At 48.2% G+C, this 20,010-nt stretch carries 17 protein-coding genes; 3 read left to right on the top strand and 14 right to left on the bottom strand.

The window, feature by feature from the left end; translation table 11 throughout:
* Nucleotides 1-270: 270 nt before the first annotated feature.
* The 3 genes from gyrA to BUA14_RS20610 form a co-directional block, all read right to left on the bottom strand.
* Nucleotides 271-2,697, bottom strand: coding sequence for a DNA gyrase subunit A (gene gyrA, locus BUA14_RS20620; RefSeq protein ID WP_072774323.1), 2,427 nt, complete (start codon nucleotides 2,695-2,697; stop codon nucleotides 271-273).
* 20 nt (nucleotides 2,698-2,717) lie between these two features.
* Entirely contained in the window at nucleotides 2,718-4,634 is a 1,917-nt protein-coding gene (locus BUA14_RS20615) for a DNA gyrase/topoisomerase IV subunit B (protein WP_072774322.1), read from the bottom strand.
* Nucleotides 4,635-4,851: 217 nt separating this feature from the next.
* Nucleotides 4,852-5,172 (bottom strand): YggT family protein, encoded by a 321-nt coding sequence (locus BUA14_RS20610; protein WP_005811508.1) that lies wholly within the window; start codon nucleotides 5,170-5,172, stop codon nucleotides 4,852-4,854.
* Nucleotides 5,173-5,334: 162 nt separating this feature from the next.
* On the opposite strand from BUA14_RS20610, the gene BUA14_RS20605 reads away from it, so the two are divergent.
* The gene (locus tag BUA14_RS20605) at nucleotides 5,335-7,914 is read left to right on the top strand and encodes a cell wall-binding repeat-containing protein (RefSeq protein ID WP_072774321.1); all 2,580 of its coding nucleotides are present in this window, start codon (nucleotides 5,335-5,337) and stop codon (nucleotides 7,912-7,914) included.
* A gap of 496 nt (nucleotides 7,915-8,410) precedes the next feature.
* Complete coding sequence (locus tag BUA14_RS20600; RefSeq protein WP_072774320.1) at nucleotides 8,411-10,072, top strand: L-lactate permease; 1,662 nt, start codon at nucleotides 8,411-8,413, stop codon at nucleotides 10,070-10,072.
* A gap of 70 nt (nucleotides 10,073-10,142) precedes the next feature.
* Here BUA14_RS20600 and BUA14_RS20590 read toward each other — a convergent pair whose 3' ends face one another.
* The 7 genes from BUA14_RS20590 to BUA14_RS20560 all read right to left on the bottom strand — a co-directional run bounded on the left by BUA14_RS20590 (nucleotide 10,143) and on the right by BUA14_RS20560 (nucleotide 14,990).
* Nucleotides 10,143-10,508 carry a DUF4363 family protein gene (locus BUA14_RS20590; protein WP_072774319.1) on the bottom strand — a complete coding sequence of 122 codons (366 nt, stop codon included), beginning with the start codon at nucleotides 10,506-10,508 and terminating at the stop codon, nucleotides 10,143-10,145.
* Nucleotides 10,509-10,521: 13 nt separating this feature from the next.
* Nucleotides 10,522-11,250 carry a DUF421 domain-containing protein gene (locus BUA14_RS20585; RefSeq protein WP_072774454.1) on the bottom strand — a complete coding sequence of 243 codons (729 nt, stop codon included), beginning with the start codon at nucleotides 11,248-11,250 and terminating at the stop codon, nucleotides 10,522-10,524.
* A 183-nt stretch (nucleotides 11,251-11,433) separates the two neighbouring features.
* Nucleotides 11,434-12,210 carry a zinc transporter ZupT gene (gene zupT / locus BUA14_RS20580; RefSeq protein ID WP_005811500.1) on the bottom strand — a complete coding sequence of 259 codons (777 nt, stop codon included), beginning with the start codon at nucleotides 12,208-12,210 and terminating at the stop codon, nucleotides 11,434-11,436.
* Between the two features lie 33 nt (nucleotides 12,211-12,243).
* Nucleotides 12,244-12,612: a hotdog fold thioesterase gene (locus tag BUA14_RS20575; protein WP_072774318.1), complete on the bottom strand. Its 369-nt coding sequence runs from the start codon at nucleotides 12,610-12,612 to the stop codon at nucleotides 12,244-12,246.
* A gap of 184 nt (nucleotides 12,613-12,796) precedes the next feature.
* Nucleotides 12,797-14,029 (bottom strand): DUF438 domain-containing protein, encoded by a 1,233-nt coding sequence (locus BUA14_RS20570; protein ID WP_072774317.1) that lies wholly within the window; start codon nucleotides 14,027-14,029, stop codon nucleotides 12,797-12,799.
* A gap of 10 nt (nucleotides 14,030-14,039) precedes the next feature.
* Entirely contained in the window at nucleotides 14,040-14,264 is a 225-nt protein-coding gene (locus tag BUA14_RS20565) for a DUF1858 domain-containing protein (RefSeq protein WP_072774316.1), read from the bottom strand.
* A gap of 117 nt (nucleotides 14,265-14,381) precedes the next feature.
* Nucleotides 14,382-14,990: a DUF2238 domain-containing protein gene (locus tag BUA14_RS20560; RefSeq protein WP_242954706.1), complete on the bottom strand. Its 609-nt coding sequence runs from the start codon at nucleotides 14,988-14,990 to the stop codon at nucleotides 14,382-14,384.
* Nucleotides 14,991-15,169: 179 nt separating this feature from the next.
* On the opposite strand from BUA14_RS20560, the gene BUA14_RS20555 reads away from it, so the two are divergent.
* The gene (locus BUA14_RS20555) at nucleotides 15,170-16,342 is read left to right on the top strand and encodes a TraB/GumN family protein (protein ID WP_072774314.1); all 1,173 of its coding nucleotides are present in this window, start codon (nucleotides 15,170-15,172) and stop codon (nucleotides 16,340-16,342) included.
* Between the two features lie 112 nt (nucleotides 16,343-16,454).
* On the opposite strand, the gene BUA14_RS20550 is transcribed toward BUA14_RS20555, so the two are convergent.
* The 4 genes from BUA14_RS20550 to BUA14_RS20535 are packed head-to-tail and all read right to left on the bottom strand — an operon-like array spanning nucleotide 16,455 to nucleotide 19,921.
* On the bottom strand, nucleotides 16,455-17,708 hold the full coding sequence (locus BUA14_RS20550; protein WP_072774313.1) for an ABC transporter permease: 1,254 nt from the start codon (nucleotides 17,706-17,708) through the stop codon (nucleotides 16,455-16,457).
* Complete coding sequence (locus tag BUA14_RS20545; RefSeq protein ID WP_072774312.1) at nucleotides 17,705-18,595, bottom strand: ABC transporter ATP-binding protein; 891 nt, start codon at nucleotides 18,593-18,595, stop codon at nucleotides 17,705-17,707. Before BUA14_RS20545 ends, BUA14_RS20550 begins: the two co-directional genes overlap by 4 nt.
* Nucleotides 18,596-18,617: 22 nt before the next feature.
* Nucleotides 18,618-19,406, bottom strand: a complete 789-nt coding sequence (locus tag BUA14_RS20540; RefSeq protein ID WP_072774311.1) for a hypothetical protein — start codon at nucleotides 19,404-19,406, stop codon at nucleotides 18,618-18,620.
* Nucleotides 19,403-19,921 carry an RNA polymerase sigma factor gene (locus BUA14_RS20535; protein ID WP_072774310.1) on the bottom strand — a complete coding sequence of 173 codons (519 nt, stop codon included), beginning with the start codon at nucleotides 19,919-19,921 and terminating at the stop codon, nucleotides 19,403-19,405. Before BUA14_RS20535 ends, BUA14_RS20540 begins: the two co-directional genes overlap by 4 nt.
* Nucleotides 19,922-20,010: the final 89 nt, after the last annotated feature.

Raw genomic sequence — 20,010 nt, 5'->3', positions numbered from 1 at the left:
TTTTCCGCTCCGGTTTCAATACCCTGTGAATTTCAGATAATGTCAAAACCTTGTAGGTGTAAAAATAAAATAAGTTAGCGGTTGCTAACTTATTTTATCACGGAATCAAGAACGGCACAATAACCGATTGCCGCACTATTGGTTTTTCAATCCTCCTTTGCACCGAAATCTTGTTTTGTTTCGTTTTCAGGCAATAAAAAACAGGCATAAATCGGCGTGAAACCCTTGTAGGTAAAGGATTCCTGCTGATTTATGCCTATTCTAGCTCAATCATACGACATGAACGATATAATCATTGAGGAGCACATTGACCAATCCTGCCCCACTCTTGACTCGGGACTCCCTCTTCAGGGATTGGGCTTCGACGCCGGTCACTGTACCGCCGGCTTGGATGATGTGCAGGAGCTTATCCTCCTTAGGCCCAGCCTGGATCAGGGAGACCAGATACCCTGTCTTTTCTGCATCGATCCTGGCAATGGCGATACCCCGCCCAGAGCGGCCCTGGGGCTTGTATTCCTCAAGGGAAGTCCGTTTAACATACCCTTGTTCGGTAACTGTGATCAGATCTCCGGTCTCCCCATCTGCCCCAGGTTGAATCAGGAGAGCATCCACCACATAATCTCCTTCGTTTAAGGTCATTCCTTTAACCCCCCGGGATTTCCGGCCCATAGGGTTAACTTCAGCCTCGGCAAAGCGGATGGCCTGTCCCTGAAGGCTGGCTAAGAACAGATCGCCTTCTCCTTCGCTAAGGAATACTTTAACGATTTCATCCTGGTCCTTTAAGCCCATGGCATCAGCAGTTCTGGCATTAAGGAAATCTTTGACAGGACTTCTCATGACCTGCCCGTCCTTGGTGACAAAGACAAAATACTGCCCTTCTTTCTCTTCTCTCAAGGAAACCATGGCCACGATGCGCTCCTCTTCAGGCAAGGGGAACAGGTTGTTGACGGCTCTTCCCTTCTCCTTGGCTCCCGCTTCAGCAACTAATTTGGCCTTGGCATCATAATATTTGCCATTGTGGGTGAAGAAATAGAGAGTATCCTTGGAGGTACAGGACACATGCTCCAAGAGTACATCCCCATCCTTAAAGGCAAATGCAATGGCATTGATCTGGCTTCTCCGGGTTGGGGTGGGAATCTGCTTGATGAAGCCCTTCTTGGTCAATAAGACCTCCATGGGCTTTTCCGGTTCTTCAAAAGCGCTGTAATCCACTTCATCTCCCACATCCTCGGGAAGAATCAGGGTGCGGCGCTCATCACCGTATTGATCAGCGATCTGTTTAAGCTCATTTTTGATGATGGTATAGACCTTGTTAATATCAGCCAAAATGCTCTCCAGCTCAGCGATCAGCTTCAGAATCTCTGCATATTCCTTGCGGATACCATCCAGCTCAAGATTGGTCAAATGCTGAAGCTTCATATCCAGGATGGCCTGAGCCTGAACCTCAGAGAACTCAAAGCGGGTGATCAAACCGGCCTTGGCTAAGGCTGGGGTTTTACTGGAACGGATGATCTGCAGGACTTCATCCAGATTATTGATGGCGATGACCAAGCCTTCCAGGATATGAGCCCGGGCTTTGGCTTTGGCCAGTTCATATTCCGTTCTGCGCAGGACCACTTCTTTACGATGTTGAAGATAGGAGCGGTTTATCTCCTTTAATCCCAATACCCGGGGTGTTCCTTCTTCGCTGATCACCAGGTTGATGATGCCAAAGGTTTCCTGGAGCTGGGTATATTTATAGAGGAGCTTCAAGATCCGTTTGGGATCGGCATCCTTTTTGCACTCCACCACCAGGCGGATCCCTTCCCGGTCCGATTCATCCCGGACTTCACTGATCCCTTCGATCTTGCCGTTTTCCGATTGAGCCTCGATCTTGGCGGCCAGGGTGGATTTGGAGACTTGAAAAGGAATCTCGGTAATCACAATGAGGCTCTTGCCGTTTTTCCCGGACTCGATGATGGCTTTGCCCCGCATCGTCACTTTGCCCCGGCCGCTCCGGTAAGCCTCAGTAAAGCCCTGGGAACCGATAATCAGTCCCCCGGTGGGAAAATCCGGTCCTTTTACCTTTTCCATCAACTGTTCTAAAGTGACATCCGGATCATCGATCTGGAGGATCAGGGCTGCTACCACCTCCCGCAGGTTATGGGGAGGGATATTGCTGGCCATGCCCACGGCGATTCCCGAGCCGCCGTTCACTAAGAGATTCGGGAAGGGACTGGGCAGGACAATAGGCTCTTTTTCACGCTGATCATAATTAGGCTTGAAGGGAATGACATCTTTCTCGATATCCTGGGTCATCAGTTGGGAGAGATGAGTCATGCGCATCTCCGTATAACGCATGGCCGCTGCCCCATCCCCGTCGATGGAGCCAAAATTCCCCTGCCCGTCAATTAAAGGATAGCGGGTAGCCCAAGGCTGGGCCATGCGCACCGCAGAATCGTAAATAGAGGAATCCCCATGGGGGTGATATTTTCCCATGCAATCCCCCACCAGGCGGGCGGATTTGCTGTAGGGTTTATCAGGAGTCATGCCCAATTCATCCATAGCATAGATAATCCGCCGGTGCACCGGTTTGAGCCCGTCCCGGACATCGGGAACAGCCCGCTGCAAGATGACATGTTTGGAATAGCCTAAATAGCTCTCCGGCAGCACCTCTTCCAAGGAGCGCTGGGTTATATTTTCTTCAGGAATACTCATTCTTTCACCTCAAGTTGAATTTACATATCGTCTTCAGTAAAGACAATGTTTTCCATTAAGAACTCCCGGCGGGGGTCCACTTGTTCACCCATCAGGATCTTCAATTTCCGCTCCGCCTCCAGAGCATCATCAATGGTTACCTGGATCATGCGGCGGTTGACCGGATTTAAAGTGGTCTCCCAGAGCTGTTCCGGATTCATTTCCCCCAGCCCTTTGTACCGTTGGAGCTTGGCGCTTTTACCCAATTCCTTTAAGGCATCCTTCAGCTCCGCCTCGTCATAGGCATAGCGGACTATCTTGCCTTTTTCCTTTTCCACCTTATACAAAGGTGCCTGGGCGATATAGACTTTCCCGCCTAAAATAAGGGGTTTCATATAGCGGTAAAAGAAGGTGAGCAGCAGACAGCGGATATGGGCTCCGTCGATATCGGCATCGGTCATGATACAGACACGGGCATAGTTGGACTTATCCACTTCAAATTCTTTACCGATGCCTGCCCCGATAGCTGTGATCATACTGCGGATTTCTTCATTTTCCAGAACTTTATCCATCTTGGCCCGATAGGTATTAATAACCTTGCCTCTTAAGGGGAGAATGGCCTGGAAACGCCGATCCCTGCCGCTTTTGGCTGAGCCCCCCGCACTGTCCCCCTCCACGAGAAAGAGCTCATTGCGGTTGCGATCTTTTTCACTGCAGGCAGCCAGCTTGCCGCTGAGAGCCTTGACTTCAGCGTCCCGGGCTTTCTTTTTCAACTCTTTGGCACGTTTGGCCGCCAGACGCTCCAGGCAAGTGGTCAAAGCCCGGTTGATAGCATCCTTGGCCACGGTGGGGTTCTGTTCAAAGAAGGTGCTGATCCCTTCGTTGGTCAGGGACTGGACGATGCCCTCCACTTCGGTATTGGAAAGCTTGGTTTTGGTTTGTCCTTCGAACTGGGGTTCCCGGACTTTTACGGAAAGAACGCAGGTTAAACCGTCTTTAAGATCATCCCCAATCAGGCTTTCATCCTTTTTGAAGAGGTTGTTTTTCTTGCCATAGGCATTGAACACTTTGGTCAGAGCCGTGCGGAATCCTGACTCATGGGTTCCTCCTTCATCGGTGGGGATGTTATTGACATAGGAACGCAGGTGCTCGTCTTCTCCATCATTGTATTGGATAGCGCATTCCACGACGATGTCATCTTTTTCTCCCCTGAAGAAGATCGGTTTTTTATGTACGGCGTTGTAATCGGATTCCTTATTAAGGTGTTCCACAAAGCCGATGACACCGTTCTTGGACTGAAAGGTTTCACTTCTGGTCTCTTTGCGCTGGTCGGTTAAGACAATCGTCAGGCCGGGATTGAGAAAGGCAAGCTCCATAAGCCGGCTGCGCAGGGTATCAAACTTAAAGGAGGTGGTTTCTTTAAAAATCAAGGGGTCCGGCTTAAAGGTGACTTTCGTTCCGCTCCCTTTAATCCCCTTTTTAATCACTTTAAGATCAGATTTCAACTTTCCTCCGTCTTCATATTCAAGTTGAAAAATCTTGCCCTCCCGGCTGACTTCCACGACTAAAAAGGTGGACAGAGCATTGACAACGCTGGCCCCTACGCCATGGAGGCCCCCGGAGGTTTTATAGGATTGCCCGTCAAACTTTCCTCCGGCATGGAGCTGTTCAAAGGCCAGCCGTACCGCCGGAATCTGCTTCACAGGATGAATGTCGATGGGAACCCCCCGGCCATCATCCAGAACAGTCAGAGAGCCGTCAGAATTAAGGGTGACTTCAATGCGGGTGCAAAAGCCGGCCCCCGCTTCATCAATAGCGTTATCGATGATTTCCCAGGCACAATGGTGCAGCCCCTTGCTCCCTGTAGAACCAATATACATACCCGGACGTTTGCGCACGGCTTCCAAACCTTCCAGGACCTGAATCGACTCAGCATTATATTTTAAATCCATGGACAAAATACTTCCTCCCTTTCGTCACACCAGCAAAATAAACAACTTTATTATACTATCACAAACAGCTGAGTAAATGAATATGGCAAGCTTTACTATTGATTTTACACGAGTATTTTTCTCTCTTTCGCTAAGCACTAAACATTTTCCTCTTCCCAAGATAAAAAATAGCCTGCGGTACTAGACCAGCGGGCTATTTTTCCCATTCAGAAAGCCATTGACGTCAAACCTTTTTGGGTCGTTTCATAATCTCGATCAATTTGGCGATTCCCCAGGCGATCACCGCGTAAACAATCATCGCCACTAGGGTCGCCGGTTCCAAAACGGCCTGAGTCTCAACCCCCCGGGCGGAAGCGGTGCGGAAAATTCCCAGAAAAGGACTCATCAGCAGATTGGTCAAAGAATAGATTGCTGAGACAAAGCCGCTGACCGGATTTGCTCCCAGTAGTTTAAAGATCAGGCGGAAAGCCAAGAGTACTTCAATCACGCCCAGAATGTAATAAACGACTCGCTGCCAGGATCGTATCTCTTCACTATGGTCCATATATCTTCACTCTCCAAAGTTTTAATCTCAATTAGTATGTGAGATCAGCGAACCCTTTTATGTATGAGCGTGGGCCTTTTTTCCTATTTTACATATTTAACTCTAAACCAGGCAAATATTATGGTATAATCGACGTAAAAGCACATAAGAAAGGATGAAACGGTGAAAAAAGTAATTTTTACTCTAATTACTTCGCTTACCCTGGTGGTAAGTGCTTCTATAAGTGTGTGGGCCAGCCCCTTGGCTTATCCCATCGAGCGATTGTCCGGCCAGGATCGGGTGGCCACCGCCTTAAGTATCTCGGAAAAGGGCTGGACCTCTGCCGATACGGTGATTCTCTGTGAGTATGCCGACTTCCCGGACTCCATCGCCTCCACTCCCTTTGCCGTAAGCCTCAATGCTCCGATCCTGCTTACTCAAGGTACGACTTTGGATACAAGAGTCGTGGCTGAGCTTAAACGTCTTCAGCCCGGCAGGGTAGTTCTCCTGGGGGGAACGGGGGTGCTTAAGCCCGCGATTGAAGAGGAGCTGGGGAAATTTGATTTCCCTATCGTTGTCGAACGGATCGGTGGTCAAAACCGTTACGAAACCTCTGTCCTTCTCGCCCAAAAGGTTCCCAATGATGTCGTCATTCTGGCCAATGGGGATACTTTTCCTGACGCCTTATCAGCGGCAAGCTTTGCCGGGATAAAACAAATTCCCATCATCCTCACCTCGAAAAAGATGCCGGAATCCGTTCTCAATTATCTTAATGAAGCTCAGCCCAGCCAGATTATTGTCATCGGCGGCGAGGGTGCCATCCCTTCGGAAGGCCTTACGGAGCACGGTTTTTCCATAGAAACCCGTCTCGGTGGTCAAGACCGTTATGAGACCAACGCCGCTGTCGTGTCTTTTGTGCAGGATTCCTATGAAACCGATGATCTTTTCTTAGCATCAGGCATTACCTTCCCCGATGCGGTAGCGGGAACCGTTCTGGCTGCCAAATATAAAGCGCCTCTTTTGTTGACCGAAAAGGAAGATATTCCGACCACCGTCTATACATACATGCGCGAACATATGAAAGTGGAGCCTCCCCGTCAAAGCCCGGGAACTTCAGAAACTCCGGGAACTCCGACGACCCGGCCTAAGCAGGCCAAAATCACTCCCGCCGGCGGATTGAACCTGCGTGAAAGTCCTTCCTCCTCCGGAGCAAAGCTTGTGACAATCCCTCAAGGAACATTAATCACCCTGCTTGAGGAGCAGGCCGGCTGGTATAAGACCACCTTTGCTGACCAGACCGGTTGGGTTGCCGCTGAGTATTTAACCCTTGTCGATCCATCCGGTTCAGATAACCAGCCTGTCAAGCCGGCTGAACCGCAAACGCGCCAGGGGATGATTACGGCAGCCAATGGCTTGAACCTGAGGGATAATCCTTCCTCCAGCGGAGAAAAATTAGTGACGATTCCTAAAGACACGACTATTCAGATTCTCGCTGAACAAAGCGGCTGGTACCAAACCACTTACGAGACCAAGACGGGATGGATTTCCGCTGAATATGTCTCTTTAATCTCATCTGAGGCATCAGATCCTCCTCCCGCCTCTCCACCTGCCCCCAAAAAGGGCAAAAGCACAGCTGCCAATGGTCTGAATCTTAGGGCCACTCCCGCCGCCACCGGAGAAAAAATAACGACAGTTTCTGGGGGCACCCTTTTTGAAATAATTGAAGAGGAAAACGGCTGGTATAAAATAAGCTTTGACTCCCAGACCGGCTGGGTATCCGGCGAATATGTGGAGATTGTGGAAAATACCGATGGAGATAAAGCAGATGATCCCAAGACTGAAGAACCTGCTGTCAATCCTAATCCCCCCAGTGAAGAGACTCTTCCCGCGATAACCATCGATTTAAGCGTCAATGGTACAGTCTATATCCTCGGGGGCTCCGGAGTGATTAGTTCAACGGCTCAGTCCATTATTGAAGGGAAGGCATCCTCTAAATACAAGGAAAATCTGCGGGAATTCCCGGCCCTGCCTGCAGAGATTAAGAAAGAAGAGCCACCGGAAGAGGAGCCTGATGACCCGGAAGAGCCCGCTCCCCCTGTCAGCACCGAATATGATCCTGCTCTGGAAATTCCGGTGGATCCCTTTATCGATCTTCCCGAGTACGCCTTAGCCGGAAAAGTGATTATGCTGGACCCTGGCCATGGTGGACCGGATCCCGGAGCTTCGGGGCCGTCCAAAACCCACGAGAAAGACAACACCTTACCCATCGCCCTTGCTTTAAAAGATATCCTGACTCAAGCGGGTGCGGAAGTTCTGATGACCCGTGAGGATGACAGTTCACCCTGCACGGCCTCCAAATATACAGAACTTGAGGATCTCAAGGCTCGTGTGGCTCTGGCCAATTCCTGCAATGCCGATCTTTTTATCAGTATCCATAATGATGCGTTCACTAATCCTGCAGTCAATGGCACGACGGTTTTCTACTCAGCGGCTAACCCAAAGAATGTGGAAAGCTTGCATCTGGCCGGCAGTATCCGCACCTCGGTGATTGACATTATTAAAACCACAGACCGGGGGGTTAAACCAGGCAATCTTTACGTTTTAAACAATACTAAGATTCCGGCGATTCTCCTGGAAATTGCCTTTATATCCAATCCCTATGAAGAGGCCCGTCTGCAGAATCAAACCTTCCGCGAAAATGCGGCGGCGGGCATCTTCAGAGGAATCTATGCATATTTCACGACCCCAATACCAAAGGATTAAACGCGCCACTTATCGACTTATCGACTGAAAAGAAGCAAGCATGCTCAAGCCGGCATGCTTGCTTCTTTTCAGTCCCCTCAGCATAGTTTCAAACCGTGCTTGTTTGCTATAAACCCTTTTCGATATAAACCTATAAGCTCTTTCCATATAAACCCTATCAATCTTCAATTTTTAACTTTTAATTCTATAATACTGCTTTATTTACCAAAAAACAGCACAATCCTACCTTAAAGACACCTGAATTTCCAACCTGAGTGCAAGAAATAACCAGGAAATATCTGTCGAAATATTAGTGATTTCACAGAATTTACAGAATGATTGTCGGTACAATTGTATTGACTCTCAGCGAAGAACCTATACAATTAAAAGTGAAAGCGGTAACTTTCTCCTTCGTGGTATGACCGCTTAGCCATATGATAAGGGGGGCTAAGTATGGGACCATAAGCAGTTTCTTTGCGATAAAAACTGAATAAAAGAAGATGGAGGCGGATTCCTTATGGCATGGACTCAAAATTATACTGCTCTTGGGGACAATTTATTTCTGACAGCCCTTGTCGTTGCTATCCCAATATTCTTCCTCTTCTGGGCATTGGCCATCAAGAAGATGAAAGGCCATATAGCCGGTGTATTGACTCTGCTCATTGCTTTTGTGGATGTAGTGCTCCTTTATGGCATGCCCGTCAGTGTGGCTTTCTCCGCTGCAATTCTTGGTATTATGAATGGTTTATTCCCGATCGGCTGGATTATTATTACGGCTGTCTTCTTTTATAACCTTACTGTTGAGGCGGGCGCCTTTGATGTGATCAAAGGGTCAATCGCTTCCTTATCCAGTGACAGGCGTCTGCAGGCTCTGCTGATCGCCTTTTCCTTCTCTGCTTTCATGGAAGGGGCAGCAGGTCAAGGCGCTCCTGTCGCTGTGGCTGCCGCCATACTTATCGGCTTGGGCTTCCCTGCTGTACCGGCCGCTGTCATCTGCTTAGTCGCCAATGTTCCTCCCGTGCCCTTTGGTCCGGTGGGAACGCCTACGATCACAATGGGTAAGGTTACCGCTATGAACGATGCGGTACTGGCTCATGGCTTAGCAATCAATATGTCCTTATTCTGCATTATTATCCCCATCGCCATGCTCCTTGTCCTATGCGGTTGGAAAGCGACTAAGGAAGTCATCCCGGCCGCCCTGGTCAGTGGCTTGAGCTTCGCTATCCCCTTTTACTTCCTGGCCAAACTTAATGGTCCTATGCTGCCCAGCGTCGTGGGTTCGGTGGTTTCCATTGTCGCCACAGGACTGTTTATCAGAGTTTGGAAACCCAAAACCTTATGGCGTTTTGCAAATGATCCGGAAGTTCCCAAAGTGGTTAAAAATCAATATTCCGGCGGGCAAATCTTCAAAGCCTGGTCGCCTTACCTGGTTCTGATGGTTTTAATGGGCATCTGGGGAACGCCCCAATTTAAAAGCTTCGTCGCTAATGATCTGCAATGGTTCATCAATATTAAAGAATGGCCCGGCCTGCATGGTTTTGTTATGCAAGCCGCTCCCATCGTCACAGAACCGACCATTTATGCCGCCAGCTATAAATGGGATATTTTTGGCTATGCCGGAACAGCTATGCTTATCTCGGCGGTCATTACCCTCTTTATTCTGAGAATATCTCCTGCCACCGCGGTAAAAGTTTTCGGGAAAACCATGAAACAATTAGCTTTTTCCTTAATCACGATTATGTCCGTTCTCGGTCTGGCCTGGTTAGCCAATTATTCCGGAATGTCCTTTACCCTTGGCTTAGCCTTTGCCTCTACGGGTATGCTTTTCCCCTTCTTCTCTCCGGTTCTCGGCTGGCTTGGCGTATTCCTCACCGGCTCCGTTACTTCCTCAGGTGCCTTGTTTGGTATGCTGCAGAAAGTTACCGCCACTCAGCTGGGCATGAACCCTGTTCTGACGGTAACAGCAAACTTGTTAGGGGGTTCCATGGGTAAACTCATCTCACCACAATCCATTGCCATTGCTTGCGCCGCCACAGGATTGATTGGTAAAGAAAATGAGATTTTCCGTAAAACGGCCAAGTATTCCGTTTATCTCCTGCTTATCGTGATGGTGCTCATCTTCCTGGAGGCCTATCTTACACCTGGGCTGATGCCCACAATCTCCAGCAGCGGCGGCTGATTGCTTTTCCCCCATGGATAAGCGTGAAAAAATGCCCTTCCGGCTTAAGTGCCCGGAAGGGCATTTTCGCTCACTGGCCAAGATCCTCCCAATGTTCATAGGCCTCATAAAGCAGCTGAAGGCCGCTGGATTTATCCTGGGCTTCGATAGCTCCCCTTAAGCGGGCAATGCTTACAGTGAAGTCATTGATCTCGTTGCGCTCTGCACTGAACTGGACCCGTTTAACGACTTTATCCCAATCCCGGGCCAGACCATCCCAATGATTCAGGGCAGAATCCCAATTCTCTTTTTGAACTTCTTGAATCATCTGTTCGAGCTTGGCCGGTACCCCCTCTTCATTGCCGAAAGGATGTTTTAAAAAATTTCCGCTTTGCATGAGGAGCACAAAGAACACAATCGTAACAATAGGAATGCTGATCACTAAGAATTTTCTCATGAGTTTTCTCTCCTTAGTAAGGTCCTTTATAATCCCCTATATCCACAGGATTTTGCAGGCGATCCTTATAGAGATCAATGTAAAGGCTCCCGGCGGGGTTAAGAGAGGCAAAAAACACCTCGGACACATCCTTTATCCCCTGCTTTTTCAACTCTTTTTGCAGCCACTTTTTGTCTTTTTTAAACTGTCTTAAATTCTGTTCCACAATCATGCCATCATAGATAAGTTCGGAGCTAATCCCCGAGGAGGACGCTTTAATATTCATATCCTTAGGTGTTAAAGGCAGGTTCTCCGGCTTTTGCAGCACGGAGAGCTGACCATTGGGCTCGAGGATGGCAAAATCCACTTGACTGACATCGAAGATGCCTTTGTTGCGGAGCAACCCCATGAGCTCGGAGATACGATAGTTAGTTTTTCGCAACGCGTCATCCATAATCTTACCGCTCATCACGACAATAACCGGTTCCCCTTCCAAGAATTTAGCGGCATAACGCCATTTGATAGTGATCTTTTCCATGACATAGCCCAGAGCGGCCCAGGTGATCAAGGCCACCCAATGGGGCCATGCCCTGCTGGATAAATCTGTGGCCAACGAGGCGGCCATGGAACCAATGGTAATTCCCAGCACATAATCAAAAAAGGTTAATTGACTGATTTGGGATTTGCCGATAATTCTTGCAAAAATAAGCAGCGAAAAAAAACCGATCAGGGAACGGACAACAACGACTAAACCTTCACTCATTTCTTCACCCTCGTCTAAGATCATTAGTTACCCTTATTATCCATCATTAGGACTGTTTTATCCCCTGATTGCTGATCCCCTTAAAGAAAAATCGTCCTTCCCCCCACGTTTAGGTGAGTGAAAGAACGATTTTTGTTGGACGGCATTGCCTGTATTTATTTAGGTAAAAGCCTATGCCCATAATCAGAAAATATGACTTAGGGGCATGATGATAATGCCGGCAAAGGTTGCGAATAAGGCCAAACGGGGATGGCCGTATTGCCGGGAAGATGGGATCAGCTCTTCAATGGCAATATAAATCATAATCCCGGCCACGATAGCAAAAATTGCCCCCAGGTTAAAGCTGTTGATAAAGGGCCGCAGCACCAAAAAGGCCAGCAAAGCACCGAAAGGCTCCGCCATTCCCGACAGAAAGGTGTATTTAAAGGCATCTTTCTTTTTCCCTGTGGCATAGTATAGGGGCATAGCCACCGTGATTCCTTCAGGTATATTATGCATACTGATGGCTACGGCTATGGAGATGCCCATGGTTAAGTCTTCATAACCGGCGCTGAAGGTAGCTATTCCCTCCGGGAAATTATGAAACATAATCGCCAGCATGGAAACAAACCCCACCCGGTATAAATTCTGGTGAGGCTTATCCTTTTCGTTAGGGCTGGGCTCCTCGTGGGGGACAAAGTGGTCGATGCCCAAAGCGAAGAGAATTCCGCCTAATAAGAATACTACGGAAAGCAGCAAGCCCATTTTATGCCCCATGTATGAAATCAAGGACGCCTGGCTCTGAGTCCATAAATCCAAAAAAGAGACGGAAAGCATCACCCCGGCGGCAAAGCCCAGAGAAGCCGATAGGATCTTTTCGTTTTTTGATTTAGTGACAAAGATAATTAAAGCCCCTAATAAGGTAGCCATCCCGGCGATGAAGGATAGTAAAAGTGCAATCAAGGCGCGTTCGTCAAACATTGTTATTCTCCTATACTATTGACAATAAGATTTTTAGGACTGCTGATCGATGATCGCCATAGTACAACGGGAGATACAAATCAATTTATCGTCCTCATCATTGATCCGAATATCCCAAATCATAGTTCTTGTTCCCTTATGCAAGGGTGTCCCTATAGCTGTAACGATACCCTCTCTTTTGCCCCGTAGATGGTTGGCATTGATCTCCAACCCCACGGCCGCCTGGGTTTTTTGATCGATCAGATTCCAGGTGCCGATACTTGCCACCGTTTCAGCCAAGGCTACGGAAGCGCCGCCATGGAGCAAGCCGACAGGCTGACGAGTCGCCTCATTAACAGGCATTGTGGCAACCACTCGCTCGGCAGACACTTCTTTAATTTCGATATTTAATGCCTCAAGCAGGTATCCTTAAGAATGTCCATCCTCAATTCCTCCTCAAACTCCTCTTCTTTATAAAGATTATTATATCATCAGCATTGAGAACTTTCTACGACGAAACCTGGTAAGCGGGATGACAGAAAAAAGCTGCCCTTCCATGTCAATAGTCCATAAAGGGCAGCCAATCTCAATGCTTATTCAGATATGCTTACTCAGACAATAACCGCTTCTCTCCGGTAATCTCCTGAATCTCTTTGATATCCTGGGAGATTTCCATGATCCCCAGGTATTCGCCCTCGGCATTGCGCACGGCATAGTAGCGAATCAGGACATATTTGTCTCCCATTTTGATCCAGAAGTCTTCATGATCCTTTTTGCCGGACTGAAGCTCTTCCACCACTTTTTCCACCACATGGACGCTGGCAGGGGGATGGCAGTTTTCTACCCTGCGTCCCAGAACGGTTTTAGCACGGGCGAAAATTCTCTCTTTGCCTTGGGTGAAGTATTTTACCGTGCCGTCACGGCCAACAAAGGTTATATCCAGAGGCAGAGTGTTCATTATCGCGTTGATCTCCTCCGGAAGCAATCTTCCGGCGTCAAACTCCACATAGCCATTCTGAGTGTTCTGATCATTTTGTTTATCATCATTCCCCTGACCTTGAGCGCTTTGGGGTTTCCATATTTTCTGCGGCTCGTCAATCAGGCAATAGCCAATCTCACTGCTGGCGTCGGCGATGGAAACCCATTCATCCTCGGAGAAGGTATCCAATACCATGGGGAAAAGAATATTTTCCTCTTTAAAGATCATCTCAGGAACCCGGGTTACGGCTTCTTTAGCTTTGGCGAGAATCTCCTCTTGACGGGGCGGTTCACTGCTTAAAAGTTTACGGGTCTCTTTGATGACGGCGCGGATCTCATCATCCACTCCCCACATGACTTTAGGGGGCGCGGTGATGCCGTGTTGCTCCATGATGGGAAAAAGCAGATTCTCCTTGCGGCTGTAGTGCTTGTCGATTTCCCATAAGCTTTGGAAAGCTGTGATCAATGTTGTCAAAGCCTCGCTGTCGCCACTGGCTTCATAGCGTTCTAATTCGGGGGTAATGACATTTTTCAGCAAAGCCTCCAAAGCCTGATTTTCCAGTTGGAAGGTATGGACCGGGTGTCCGTTTTGCTCCTCTCCCTGATCCGCGGTATGGATCTGCTGGACAGAAGTGCCCAGCACAGCTGCATGGACATCGCAGAGACGCTGGATTTCCTCCACAGGCATTCCTCCCTCAATGAGAGCTTGCTCCATCTGGGAGACTTCGGTGGCGGCAAGGCCTTCAATCAGCTTGCCAAAGCGTTCTTTTACTTCTTCCACCGGCTGACCGTTGTGCAATTCCATAATAAGTTCTTTTAAGACCTTTTGGCGGTGTTCCCGATTATTGATTAATTCACTCATACGCTCACTCCTATTCAATAATTTCATAGCCTTTTTGGGCAAAAGCTTCTTTTATATGTGTCAAGCTGATCTTTTTCATGGCCGCTCCCTTAGGTATGGTCATAAAACGTCCGGCCGTATTAAGCATGCCTGGATTGGTGATTTCCTTAAAGCCTAATTCTTTCATAATCGTCACCGCTTCCGGGTCTGCGGAGCATATCTCGTAAACAGTTTTCGATAAATCAATGGTTTTCATAACATCACCCTCCTCCAAGACCATCATAAGGTTTTGTCCGGATTCGATCTGTGATTTCACTCATACATTTTAGGTATTTTTTTCATACTCCCTAAAACATCCTAAAAAGAACACCCTTCAGATCCTGGTTTTATCCCTATGGATAAACCGCCATAGGAAATAATAAACGGCTGCCGTGAGCAAAGCTGTCAATGAGCCGCTGAACAGATCGGACATGGTATCCTCCAGGCCCCCTTTGACCATTTTTACCGGCAAGACGATATCTCCCATATATTCGAACAGCTCCCAGGCGGCACTGCAAGCCATGGCAAAGCATAGTGAAAGCAGGGCTAAGAATAAAGTAAACCTTGCATTCGACAGCTGACCCTGTTTTTTTAGGTTGGATTGCAGCATATACAAAGCGAAGAGTACGGCGAGAACACCAAACAGGCCATGAAGAAGGATATCCCACCACCAGAAGGTTTGATAAAACTTCTTGATCTCCCCCAGATACTGAGCGAGAAAAATAAAAACAACTCCAGCCATAACAAATCCTGGGGGGAGCTTTAAATGTACCCGGTTGGCGAGATAGTGAAGCAACCAGGGTATCAGCAGTGTGGCTATGGACAAAGCAGAAAGCCCCAGATCCGGCCATTGTTTTTGCCATAAGGCCATTAGGCCATGGACGAGGAGAAGTGTTTCAAAAATTACAGCAATCGCCACAGTAAATTTACCAGCCTTATTCACCCTTCTCCTCCTTTTCGGTAACCCCATTCTCTGCCAATGTGTAAATTCACTGCTAGCTTTCCCCTATCCAAGCTTATAATTCCCACACTTTTCTTTTACAATCTGCTTGATAACGGATACAATAGGAGTTGTACAATGAGAGTCAATAACCGAATGTCAATGCAAAAGGAAGGTAATTTATGACGATAGAGAACGAAAACATTACTCGATTGACTTTGGCTGGCAAGGAAGTCATCTTAATCGGTACTGCCCATGTGTCCAAGCAAAGCGCCGATTTGGTCAAAGAAGTCATTGAAGCGGAAAGACCTGATTCCGTCTGTATTGAGCTGGACGAGCAACGCTATAAATCCATTGCTGAAGGGGAAAAATGGAAGGAAACCGATATCTTTAAAATCATTAAGGAAAAGAAAGCCACCCTGCTTTTGATGAATCTGGCTTTATCCTCCTTTCAGAAGCGTTTAGCCAAGGAATTTGGCACCAATGCCGGACAGGAAATGCTGCAGGGAATTGAATCCGCCCAGGAAGTAGGAGCCGAATTGGTTCTTGCCGATCGCAATATTCAAATCACCTTCTCCCGCATATGGCATAATGTAGGCTTCTGGGGCAAATGCAAATTGTTGATGGAAATTATCCTCAGTATCTTTGATGATGAAGCCATCTCCGAAGAGGAACTGGAAAAATTAAAATCCCAGGATATGCTCAATGGCATCCTCAAGGATTTCACCGAGAGCTTTCCCAAGCTTAAAACCCCTTTGATCGATGAGCGGGATCAATATTTGTCCCAAAAGATCAAGGAAGCTCCCGGGGGAAAAATCGTCGCTGTATTAGGTGCGGCCCATGTGCCGGGCATCACTGAAGAGATCCATAAAGAGCATGATTTGCAGGCTTTAACTGAGCTTCCGCCCAAATCGATTGTCCCTAAAATCCTTGGTTGGTCCATACCGGCCCTGATTATTGCCCTCATTGCTTATACTTTTTACGCCAACCCTGACGCCGGAGTTCAGCAGACCTTGAGCTGGATTCTCTGGACGGGCACTCTCTCGGCCCTGGGCACCGCACTGGCCTTTGGTCATCCTCTGGCTATCTTAACGGCCTTTCTGGCGGCCCCCATCGCCGCCCTGCATCCTTTAATCGCGGCCGGCTGGTTTGCCGGCTTGGTGCAAGCCTATTTCAAACGCCCTAATGTCAGGGATTTTGAGAATCTTTCCGAGGATATTCTCAGCCTTAAAGGCTTTTGGAATAATCAAGTGACCAGGATCCTGCTCACCATCGTCTTTGCCAATATCGGCAGCGCCACGGGAGCCTTTATCGGCGGTGCGGATATTGCCCGTTTGTTCTTCCAGAATTTATAAGAGATATCTGGCCGGCCCGTTTCCTTGCTATAAAAGAAGCGCCCTTTTCGCACCATAACAGTGGAGAAAGGCGCTTTTCTTTATGCCGCTAATCTATCATGGAATACGTATATTAACACCCTTCATGCCGGGAATAAGAGCGTATGGTAAGGGAAAAGAAGAGCACACTTTCTATTCCTGAGGCTACGGGTATAATATAGGGGGTCCATATACCGAAGGAGCCAAGCGACAAAAAATTAAAGTCAGTCAACTCAAAGAAAAAGCTGTTTCTAAGTCCCACTCCCCCTGAAGGCAGGCATAACCTGAGCCAATTTTCAAAAGCGGCGCCGCTTCCGGCAAAAGACAGAATTGTGGGCAACAAGCAGCCGCCGATGGCCAGACCTAAGACTGTAATAGGGTTTTTGAATAGGCTGGAAAGAAAGAGCGTAAAGCAGACCGTCGCCAGGAAAGAAAGCAGGCCGGAAAAAACAACCAGCATATTGGCTTCTCCTACGGTAAGCGGAACAAAGGAAATTGCAGAAAAGGCCAGTTGCAGCGTTGTTTTTAAACTTTCCCAACCGAATGCAGCGTATGAAATCAAGATAAACGCAGTTACGCAAACCGCAAAAATCGTGGTGGTAAGCAAAATGGCGGACGATAGCTTTACAACCGCCAAACGCCTCCTGCCATGCTTTGTGCAACGCAAAATGTCATCCGCGCCGCTTTGATAATCAGCAGAAAAGATAGGCGCGGCAATAACGGTGCATAGCATAACCAGCAGGAAAATGCACATAGTAAGATACTCCGACGTATCGCTGTCCCCAACGCCATATATATAATAGAATGGCGCTTTTACCTTCTCGTTGATGGCAAGAGCCTGACGGGCAGCATCGGGAGAATCTTTATATTCCTGTGATAAGTAGTCGGAAAGACGTTCCGTCCGTTGCTCATAAAAATTAGCCGCTTCTTCCGGCGAAATCTCATACAGCGGTACAGGGATGCCGGTGGATTTATCCACATACACCTCACGGACTCCGTTCAATATTGCATTGATTGGCGCTATTTTTTGATAGTATACATCCTCCGGTATATCCTCTATCTTTGCTCCATAGGTTTCGTATACTTGATGATAGGTTGCAAAGGCGGTTCGTATTTTTTCCGGCGTAAGCTCTCCCTCAATCGGTTTCAGCATTTCCTGATTGGCCTGTATCGCATCCCTGCCGGTCAGCCTTACTTCCCTGCCGTTTTCATCAAGGTTCCAATGGCGGGCAAATGAGATAACCAAAAGGGCCATTACAACCGACAGCAGCAGCGCCCCCGCCGCCAGTATCCATGTAGAGCGGGTTTTTGCTACGCGTTTGAGTTCCAGAGCCATCATGCGGTTCATACCGCATCCTCCTTTACGGCTTCCTCACCACGGAACAGCCAGAGATATAAATCCTCAAGGCGCGGGGCGGCGGTCTGTGAGTCCGGCAAACCCGGACTTTCCGAAACATACCGTACCGATACATACCCGCTTTCTTCATTGCGGACGGTCACAACCCGGACGGTACGCTCGTAATGATGAAGCTGTTCCGCTGGTAGCGTGCTTTGCCATACCTTGCCGTCCATCGTTTTCACAAGCTCGTCTGTGGTGCCGGCCGCAATAATGTGTCCATCCTTCATAATGGCGTTGCGGTTGGCGATATACTCAACATCAGACACGATATGAGTAGAAATCAAGACAATACGCTGTTGGGCAAACTCCGATAAAATATTGCGGAAGCGTATACGCTCGCCGGGGTCAAGGCCGCTTGTCGGTTCGTCCAGAATCAAAATATCCGGGTCGTTCAAAAGCGCCTGGGCAATCCCCACTCTGCGTTGCATTCCGCCCGACAGTTTGCGTATGTGTTTGTTCCGAACATCCGCAAGGGTTAGTCTGTGCAGCAGCTCGTCTATTTTTTGATTGGTTTCCTTTTGGGGCAGCCCTTTCAGCGCAGCCATATAGTGCAGATAGTCCGCTACCGTAAATTCCGGGTAAAAGCCAAAGGTCTGTGGCAGATAGCCAAAGACATCCCGGTAGGCTTCGCCCAACGTTTTTATTTCGATGCCGTCGTACTGGACTTTGCCGGAGGTAGGCGTTAAAATTCCGGCCACCATCCGCATCAAGGTTGTTTTACCCGCGCCGTTGGCACCGAGAAGCCCCCATACTCCGGGGGTAAGGGTCAGGTTTATATTGTTTACGGCGGTTTTATCCTTATACCGTTTGGTAAGCCCTTGTGTCGTAAGCTCCATGTATATACTCCTTTTCTTGTTTTTATAGCCCTTTCAGGGACAGGTCGAAGGATGCCGCCTTATCCAGCAGACGGTGAATCCCTATTATGAGCATCACAGCGCATACCGAGCATAACGCTCCCCAAACGGGGGCGGATGCCTGTTCATAAACCACCGGGGTAGTTTTATATAACAAAAACAGCAGCGCGGTTAAGGAGAAGCAAAAGGCTGTGCAGACAGAGCCTTGCTGTCCGCTATGCGCGTAAGATTGAATAAACAAGCAACCGCAACAGGCTATCAAATAGGGAAGCAATAGGTACAGGGCGATGCTTCCTGTGCCAAGTTCCGCTCTTGCATTGGCAAGAAGAAAGGAAACTGTAAGCAATATCACATTGCCAATACCGATAATGAAAATTCGGGTCAGCAATAGTTTGGGAATAGAAATTCGGGTTGCCATCTCTGTTTCAAGCATTCTATACCGCGCTGAACGTCCCATAAAAGGGATGCCGGTCATAGCGATAAAGATCGCAAAACAGCCGAGCAATACTGGCATATGGCGCGGAGCAAAATTAGAAACAGCTCCTATATCCGCAAGGTCAAACAACCAGAAAGCACACAGCAGCAGAAAGCTCTGCAACAGCCAAACGGTCGCGCCGACAAACCGCACCTGCCTTAACAGAAAAGCCGGATACCGGATGCCTTCCCGCTGTCTGCGGCTTTGGCAGGCCATACGGGCCTGCTCCATAGTTTGGTTCAAATGTTCCTCCGATATTTGCAAGGAAGGCTGGTCTTTCAGCGCGGCCTGCAATTTTGAACGAACTTTTCTATTCAACTTTCTTCCCTCCCAATGAAATCTTTTTCTAGCCGCTTGAGTGCGCTGCGCAAGCGGGATTGTACCGTGCGCATGGGTACACCGATTACTTCTGCGATTTCCCGGACTTTCAGCTCATGTGCAAAGCGTAAGAGGACAACTTCCCGCTGTTCGTCAGGTAAGCTGCGTAGTAACCATACCAAATTTGCATCTGATTCTATCCGCTCCAACTGATGTTCGTATTCCGGCAAATTATCCGGCAACTGTTCAGGAATTTTTTTGCGGCTGTAATCAATACACACATTGGCGGCAATCTTGTAAAGGTACGCTCTGAATTTGCCCCGATGAACATAAGCGTCCAGGTGCCTGATAGCTTTCAAAAAAGTATCCTGGGTGGCGTCCTCCGCTGTCGGCCGGTTCGGTGTATGCCATAAGCAATAGCGCAGAATATCCGGATAATAAAAGACCACAAGTTTATCCAGACTGGCTTCGTCACCATCTCTAATTTTTTGCAGTAAGGCATCTTCATCTATCAAGGTTAATCCTCCGGAAGTTTCCCTCGTAATATAGAACGTTCTATGCTATCTAAATGATTTAGAAATGAAGTTTCTTTAGAAAATACCAT

It is taken from the genome of Desulfitobacterium chlororespirans DSM 11544, assembly GCF_900143285.1.
Classification (GTDB): Bacteria; Bacillota; Desulfitobacteriia; order Desulfitobacteriales; family Desulfitobacteriaceae; genus Desulfitobacterium; species Desulfitobacterium chlororespirans.
This window is presented reverse-complemented; position numbering and strand designations above follow the sequence as displayed.

Excerpts from the sequence above, each read along its gene's own strand:
- gyrA (WP_072774323.1), bottom strand. The coding sequence starts at position 2,697 with ATGAGTATTCCTGAAGAAAATATAACCCAGCGCTCCTTGGAAGAGGTG.
- BUA14_RS20610 (WP_005811508.1), bottom strand. The coding sequence starts at position 5,172 with ATGGACCATAGTGAAGAGATACGATCCTGGCAGCGAGTCGTTTATTAC.
- BUA14_RS20600 (WP_072774320.1), top strand. The coding sequence starts at position 8,411 with ATGGCATGGACTCAAAATTATACTGCTCTTGGGGACAATTTATTTCTG.
- BUA14_RS20590 (WP_072774319.1), bottom strand. The coding sequence starts at position 10,508 with ATGAGAAAATTCTTAGTGATCAGCATTCCTATTGTTACGATTGTGTTC.
- BUA14_RS20585 (WP_072774454.1), bottom strand. The coding sequence starts at position 11,250 with ATGAGTGAAGGTTTAGTCGTTGTTGTCCGTTCCCTGATCGGTTTTTTT.
- zupT (WP_005811500.1), bottom strand. The coding sequence starts at position 12,210 with ATGTTTGACGAACGCGCCTTGATTGCACTTTTACTATCCTTCATCGCC.
- BUA14_RS20570 (WP_072774317.1), bottom strand. The coding sequence starts at position 14,029 with ATGAGTGAATTAATCAATAATCGGGAACACCGCCAAAAGGTCTTAAAA.
- BUA14_RS20565 (WP_072774316.1), bottom strand. The coding sequence starts at position 14,264 with ATGAAAACCATTGATTTATCGAAAACTGTTTACGAGATATGCTCCGCA.
- BUA14_RS20555 (WP_072774314.1), top strand. The coding sequence starts at position 15,170 with ATGACGATAGAGAACGAAAACATTACTCGATTGACTTTGGCTGGCAAG.
- BUA14_RS20550 (WP_072774313.1), bottom strand. The coding sequence starts at position 17,708 with ATGAACCGCATGATGGCTCTGGAACTCAAACGCGTAGCAAAAACCCGC.
- BUA14_RS20545 (WP_072774312.1), bottom strand. The coding sequence starts at position 18,595 with ATGGAGCTTACGACACAAGGGCTTACCAAACGGTATAAGGATAAAACC.